General features: G+C 56.9%; 6 protein-coding genes and 1 pseudogene. 3 read left to right on the top strand and 4 right to left on the bottom strand.

Going from position 1 to position 5,082, the window contains the following annotated elements; translation table 11 throughout:
• Positions 1–288 precede the first annotated feature (288 nt).
• Positions 289–864, top strand: coding sequence for a DUF2335 domain-containing protein (locus tag GSQ88_RS24775; RefSeq protein WP_159010406.1), 576 nt, complete (start codon positions 289–291; stop codon positions 862–864).
• A 7-nt stretch (positions 865–871) separates the two neighbouring features.
• Here the strand turns inward: GSQ88_RS24775 and GSQ88_RS24770 are convergent, their stop codons facing one another.
• The gene (locus GSQ88_RS24770) at positions 872–1,792 is read right to left on the bottom strand and encodes an IS1595 family transposase (RefSeq protein ID WP_246784996.1); all 921 of its coding nucleotides are present in this window, start codon (positions 1,790–1,792) and stop codon (positions 872–874) included.
• A 163-nt stretch (positions 1,793–1,955) separates the two neighbouring features.
• Between GSQ88_RS24770 and GSQ88_RS24765 the strand changes: the two genes are divergently transcribed.
• Positions 1,956–2,195 carry a DUF6471 domain-containing protein gene (locus tag GSQ88_RS24765; protein WP_159010405.1) on the top strand — a complete coding sequence of 80 codons (240 nt, stop codon included), beginning with the start codon at positions 1,956–1,958 and terminating at the stop codon, positions 2,193–2,195.
• Between the two features lie 3 nt (positions 2,196–2,198).
• Here GSQ88_RS24765 and GSQ88_RS24760 read toward each other — a convergent pair whose 3' ends face one another.
• The 3 genes and pseudogenes from GSQ88_RS24760 to GSQ88_RS36225 form a co-directional block, all read right to left on the bottom strand.
• Complete coding sequence (locus tag GSQ88_RS24760) at positions 2,199–2,804, bottom strand: hypothetical protein (protein ID WP_159010404.1); 606 nt, start codon at positions 2,802–2,804, stop codon at positions 2,199–2,201.
• Position 2,805: 1 nt separating this feature from the next.
• Positions 2,806–3,825 carry a hypothetical protein gene (locus GSQ88_RS24755; RefSeq protein ID WP_159010403.1) on the bottom strand — a complete coding sequence of 340 codons (1,020 nt, stop codon included), beginning with the start codon at positions 3,823–3,825 and terminating at the stop codon, positions 2,806–2,808.
• 123 nt (positions 3,826–3,948) lie between these two features.
• Positions 3,949–4,065: pseudogene (locus GSQ88_RS36225) on the bottom strand (hypothetical protein); the annotation flags it as partial.
• 140 nt (positions 4,066–4,205) lie between these two features.
• Here GSQ88_RS36225 and GSQ88_RS24745 point away from each other — a divergent pair.
• Positions 4,206–5,082, top strand: an 877-nt coding sequence (locus tag GSQ88_RS24745; protein WP_159010407.1) for an amidase family protein, incomplete at its 3' end; no start/stop codon positions are given.

The following is a 5,082-nucleotide window of genomic DNA, read 5'->3' as shown; positions in this document are numbered from 1 at the left end:
AAGGATAGTTCTTCTTCGATCTGCTATATTGTGGCCTGTAGGGTATGAACCTACACCCCCTGCGGGCGTTGAAATGGCTTGACACCTATCGACCCGCCACGACATGAATATCTGGGCTTTGGAGGATTCTCGTGACCGCATCTGTCAAGACCCCGGCTAAGCGTCGGCGGGCTCGGACGTTTGCCGACGGGTTGGTGATGGGCCTGGCGGCACCGTCGCTCCTTGTTTCCGGTCTTCTGACTGATTTTAGTCAGTCGCGTTCGTCGGGCTCCGGGGATGCGTGGAGAGATGTCGGACAGTTCATCAGACAAAGCGCCGACTCCCACAGAGGAGTCCGGTCAGGTGGTCGCGACAGGCGACGCGCCTAGCGCTGAGATACTGAGCAAGCTAAAGCGCGCCGGGGTTTCTGGCGAAGTCATCAAGATGATAAAAATGGAAGTAACGAGGTCCCACACGGGACCGCTTCCGACTGTCGAGACGTATGAGGGTTATGAGCGCGTTTGTCCGGGCGCTGCTCGCGAGATTTTGGATATGGCTGTGCGGCAACAATCGCATAGCCATCAGATGGAAAAATATGGCGCGACGAGCGAATTTTGGCTTCCGGTCATCGGGATCATTGCTGCGGTATCAATTGTTATTTCGATGTTTGTGGCCGGGGTTTATCTCGCGCTCAACGGTCACGAAAATTTAGCGATTGGCGTTTTGAGCGGCACCGGGATAGTTACGGTTGTGGGAGCTTTTTTACAGCGCGGGAAAACGGAAGAGCCAGATACGCCGCCACCCGCACCACGAACCGGTAATCTAACAAGACGCGAAAGACGCGAGCGTGCGGCTGAAGCACGTAAAAACATGATCAATCGCTAGCGCCGTATCAATCGGCAACATGCCGCTGCCAGTATCCGGTGAAGTCCACAGACTTGCCGCGCTTCAACGCCAGCCCAGCCACGCGCTGCACCTGATCTCCATTCGAGACGCGACGGTTATCCTCACGCCATGAGCTTTCCTGCGCGTAGCGGAGCAGATATGCCCCGGCAATGTGGTGGTGGATGCCGATCTCGCCACGGCGCAGGCGGGAGAAATACTCCTCAGCCCAATTCGTGCAGGCACCATCCAGCGAGTAAGCCTGTTGATGGTTGATGCGCTTCATTTCGAAACGCTCATGCAGGCCATCCCAAGAGCTAGCTTCATCGGCATGAACCGTCGTGCCCTTGGCAATGCGGGCCTTGATGAATGAAGCGGCGCGGCTCTCGCTGCTGAATACGGCCGGAACCGAATTGCCGCCGCGCTCGCGGATGATAACCACCACCTTGCGCTTGCCGCTCTGGTTGCGGGTATAGCGGCGGTCAAGGCGATCCGCCTTCAAGTTGGCGGGCTTCACGTAGCCGCCGAAATATCCACCATCAACCTCAGCGATCTTGCCTTCACCGCCGACAACACGGCCCTTCATTTCCTCTGCCATAGCTTCGCGAAACTTGTGTTCCAAAACGAACGCGCACTTGTAGGAGACGCCGAGATCGCGGCTGAGGGCAAGCGCGGACTTGCCTTTCACCTCATTGCAGAACACGGCAATGGCCGCCAGATAGGTCTTGAGGGGCAGCTTGTGGCTGGCGAACAGCGTGCCGGACGTAATGGTGAAGTCCTTCTTGCAACCCCGGCAGCGGAAGCGGAGCGAACCATTCGGGCGGCGGGCTTCGTAGGCGTCCACAGAGCCGCAGTAGGGGCACACGGCAGCGCCATTGGTATTGGGCCAGCGCAGGCCCTTGAAGGCCGTCTCGGCTTCCCCGTCAGTCATGCGGAAGACCTGAGCGAGGCTCAGGGTCTTTGCCGCTTTGCTGAGGAGGAAGTGCTGCACCGACAACCTATCGTATTTGATAGGCTATCATTAGTGATAGGTTGCAGCCGTGTCAACAATAATCTATCATATTCGATAGCTGCCAAATATGATAGGAAGTTCAATGGGATCAGCCAAATCAGAGGCCGAATGGGCCGAACGCGCCAGTGTTTTCCTGAAAAACAAACTCAAGGAAAAAGAGGTTACCTACGTCGAATTGGTGAAGCGGCTCAAAAAGCACGGCTTCGCTGAAACGGAAGCCTCGATCACCAACAAGCTAAAGCGTGGGACGTTTTCTGCGACGTTCTTTCTGGCCTGTATTGCGGCGATGGAATTAGAAGGGGTCGCGTTAGACGAAATTTAAAAGCTACAGATCGCTTTCGGTCATGACCATCAACCGCTCGCTCATAAAATAGACCCCAAGCAAGGTCGTTACGATCATCTGCCAGATAGGCAACATGAAAATATATATCACGGCGATTTTGGCGGCTTGCATATGCTCTCCAAAAATCTCGTGCGCGGCAACGCCGCTCTTTTGGCTAACGAGATTTAAAAAAAGTATCGCAACAAACAACACTAGCGAAAGGAAAGCGAGGTATCCGAATAGATAGCATATGAACTGCCGCCGCGTGAGTACGTGCTCTATCCAATCGCCGTGCGCATGGCGAACGCTGAGAGTCGCGGCGTGACCCTTCATAGGATCGTCAAGGCCATCCCGTGCGAACGTCGCGACGGCAGCAAGCGCGGCGATGTAGAAAGGCACTAAAATCTCTAGGAGTTTCTGAAAGCCTCCAATGACGCCCTTTTCGGAAAAAATACCGTCGGAATATTTGTATCCGATATAAGTGGCCGGAACCGATATAATTATCGGCAAAGCCCAATCGTAAACCGCCTTTGATTTGAACAACGAAATGCCCTGCCGTATCCGCAGATACCGCATGGGTGTAAGAAGCTGGCGAACAGCCCAGATCATATCACCACTTCGAATTGTCTTGCATGAGGGCGATCATTTTTGATTTTATTTCCGGCATAATTTTCGCGTAGCAGCTTTCCAAGATCTCACCAAACTCAAGCAACCGCTGAGTGCGCACGTACAGCGTTTCGGTCGCGTCACCTTGTTCGATAAGGAACCGAGGCGATGCAGTCGCGCCGCCCGGCAACTCGGTTAATTTGACTTGGATGGTGTCAAACTTCTGTTCTTTTGCCCACGGGATTAACTTTTTGAAATAAGACAGAACCTTGGCTTGGGCGACTGCCTTATCCGGCTTTATGACGAGCCTGCGTTCGACGGATTTGATCACGTCCGGCGAGTCAGGGCCGGTGAACTTAGCTTTCGTGTCGATCAAAACGATGGCAGAAAGTTCGCCTTGTTTAATATCTTCCTTAAGCCGTTCAGATGGAACTTTCTTGATGGACAAATGGTCGCGGTAGGTGAAGGTTTCATAGACAATTTTACCTCCCTTCCGCTTCGGTTTTTGAAAAATATACGCCGGATTGTTTACTGCCTTCATTTCCAGAATGCGCTTGATCAGGGCCTCTACAAACCAGCTTGTCGCGTGTGGCATGCGCTCGAAGCAGGCACGATGAACATTTTGGCCGCTCATGTACTTGGAGATGACCAGGTGAGCCGACCATCCTTGGGATTCATCTGTTTCTGGAACTATCGTCCTTACTCCATCTGTGACCGCATTTATAAAGGCGGTATCGGACACCGTGGGGTCGCCGCGATTGATGAGGATCGTGACATACCCATCGTCCTCCTCGAAGTCGGAGATATAGACGCGGTTTTTCGGGTCCTTTTCGGTGAGCGGGGCATCAACCGGCAATACGCGACCGTCCGCGTTCAGGAAAAGCTCAGCCGTTTGTGAATCATAGGCTGCCTTCAACGTCCCCACGACCCCCGCCAGACTGACGTTGACCGGGGCCTCTTTGGGCATAGGTCGTGGGGCTACTTGCCACATGTACACCCGCCGCTCGGTCTTAAGAGCAACCATTCAGACTTCCCCCACCATACTAGGGGAACAATTGCACAACTTCTAGGAGTCGCCAACGCTGCGGTGCACCCTATCGGCCAAAGTGGTTCGTAAATACCCCGGTGGCGTTTGCGCCATAATACCGCGCGGCCCGACATTGTCGGAGCGGATCAGCCGCAGCCAATCGATCCGCTCGGCCTCGGTCAGGTGGGTCGCACGGGTGATGTTGCTGTTGTCCACGATCTCTCCTGCGGATCGCAGCTTGGCTCAACCAGAACGCGTAGGGAAGGGGGTGACAGCCCGCTCGTCGCCATCACGATGGAGGGACATGGCCGTCATGCGCTTGCCGGATTCGAACCGGATCCGTAAAACCGGTCCCGTCGCCGCAGGAAATAATGCCCATGATATCGCTCGCCGAACTTCAGCGCCGGATCGAACAAAATGAGCTGTCGCCGCAGGCCGCGATCGCGCAGTCGCTCGAGGCGATCGGCGCGCAGGACAAGGCCATCGGCGCGTTTGTCCGTCATGACCCGGCTGCCCGCGCGTTCGATCACGGACCGCTGCGCGGCATCGCGGTGGGCATCAAGGATAATATCGACACCGTGGATTTTCCGACCGAAATCGGCTCGTCGATCTATCGCGGCTGGCAACCGCGCGCGGACGCACCGGTGGTCGCGGCGCTGAAGGCGGCAGGTGCTACCATCATCGGCAAGACCACGACCACGGCGTTCGCATCGTCTGATCCGACCGCGACCCTCAACCCGCACAACCACGGCCATACGCCGGGTGGATCGTCGGCAGGTTCGGCCGCCGCGGTGGGCGCCGGGATGATCCCGCTGGCGCTGGGAACACAGACCGGTGGTTCGGTGATCCGGCCGGCCTCGTTCTGCGGCGCGGCCGCGATAAAACCGTCGTACCGGATGCTGCCGGCGATTGGCGTCAAATGCTATTCGTGGACGCTCGACACGGTCGGACTGTTCGCCGCGGGTGTCGAGGATCTCGCGCGCGGGCTTTCTGCGATCACCGGCCGTGCCGAACTGGTGCCGCAGGCCGCCGTCTCAGCGCCACGCATCGGCATCGTGACCCAGGATTTTGCCGGCGCGCCGGATGCGACGGGCGCCGAAGCGCTTCGGATCGCTGCGGCCGCGGCGGAGCGCGCCGGCGCGTCGGTCCGGACGCTCAATCCGCCCGGGATCGTTGCCGAGGCCTGGCGCATCCATCCCGTCGTGCAGGAATTCGAGGCGCATCAGGCGCTGGCCTGGGAATACCGCACGCAAT

This window comes from Bradyrhizobium sp. S69, from assembly GCF_009766005.1.
In the GTDB taxonomy this organism is placed as follows: domain Bacteria; phylum Pseudomonadota; class Alphaproteobacteria; order Rhizobiales; family Xanthobacteraceae; genus Bradyrhizobium.
The sequence above is the reverse complement of the archived record's forward strand: the minus strand, read 5'-3'. Positions and strand labels throughout refer to the sequence as shown.

Excerpts from the sequence above, each read along its gene's own strand:
- GSQ88_RS24760 (WP_159010404.1), bottom strand. The coding sequence starts at position 2,804 with ATGATCTGGGCTGTTCGCCAGCTTCTTACACCCATGCGGTATCTGCGG.
- GSQ88_RS24755 (WP_159010403.1), bottom strand. The coding sequence starts at position 3,825 with ATGGTTGCTCTTAAGACCGAGCGGCGGGTGTACATGTGGCAAGTAGCC.
- GSQ88_RS24770 (WP_246784996.1), bottom strand. The coding sequence starts at position 1,792 with ATGACTGACGGGGAAGCCGAGACGGCCTTCAAGGGCCTGCGCTGGCCC.
- GSQ88_RS24775 (WP_159010406.1), top strand. The coding sequence starts at position 289 with ATGTCGGACAGTTCATCAGACAAAGCGCCGACTCCCACAGAGGAGTCC.
- GSQ88_RS24765 (WP_159010405.1), top strand. The coding sequence starts at position 1,956 with ATGGGATCAGCCAAATCAGAGGCCGAATGGGCCGAACGCGCCAGTGTT.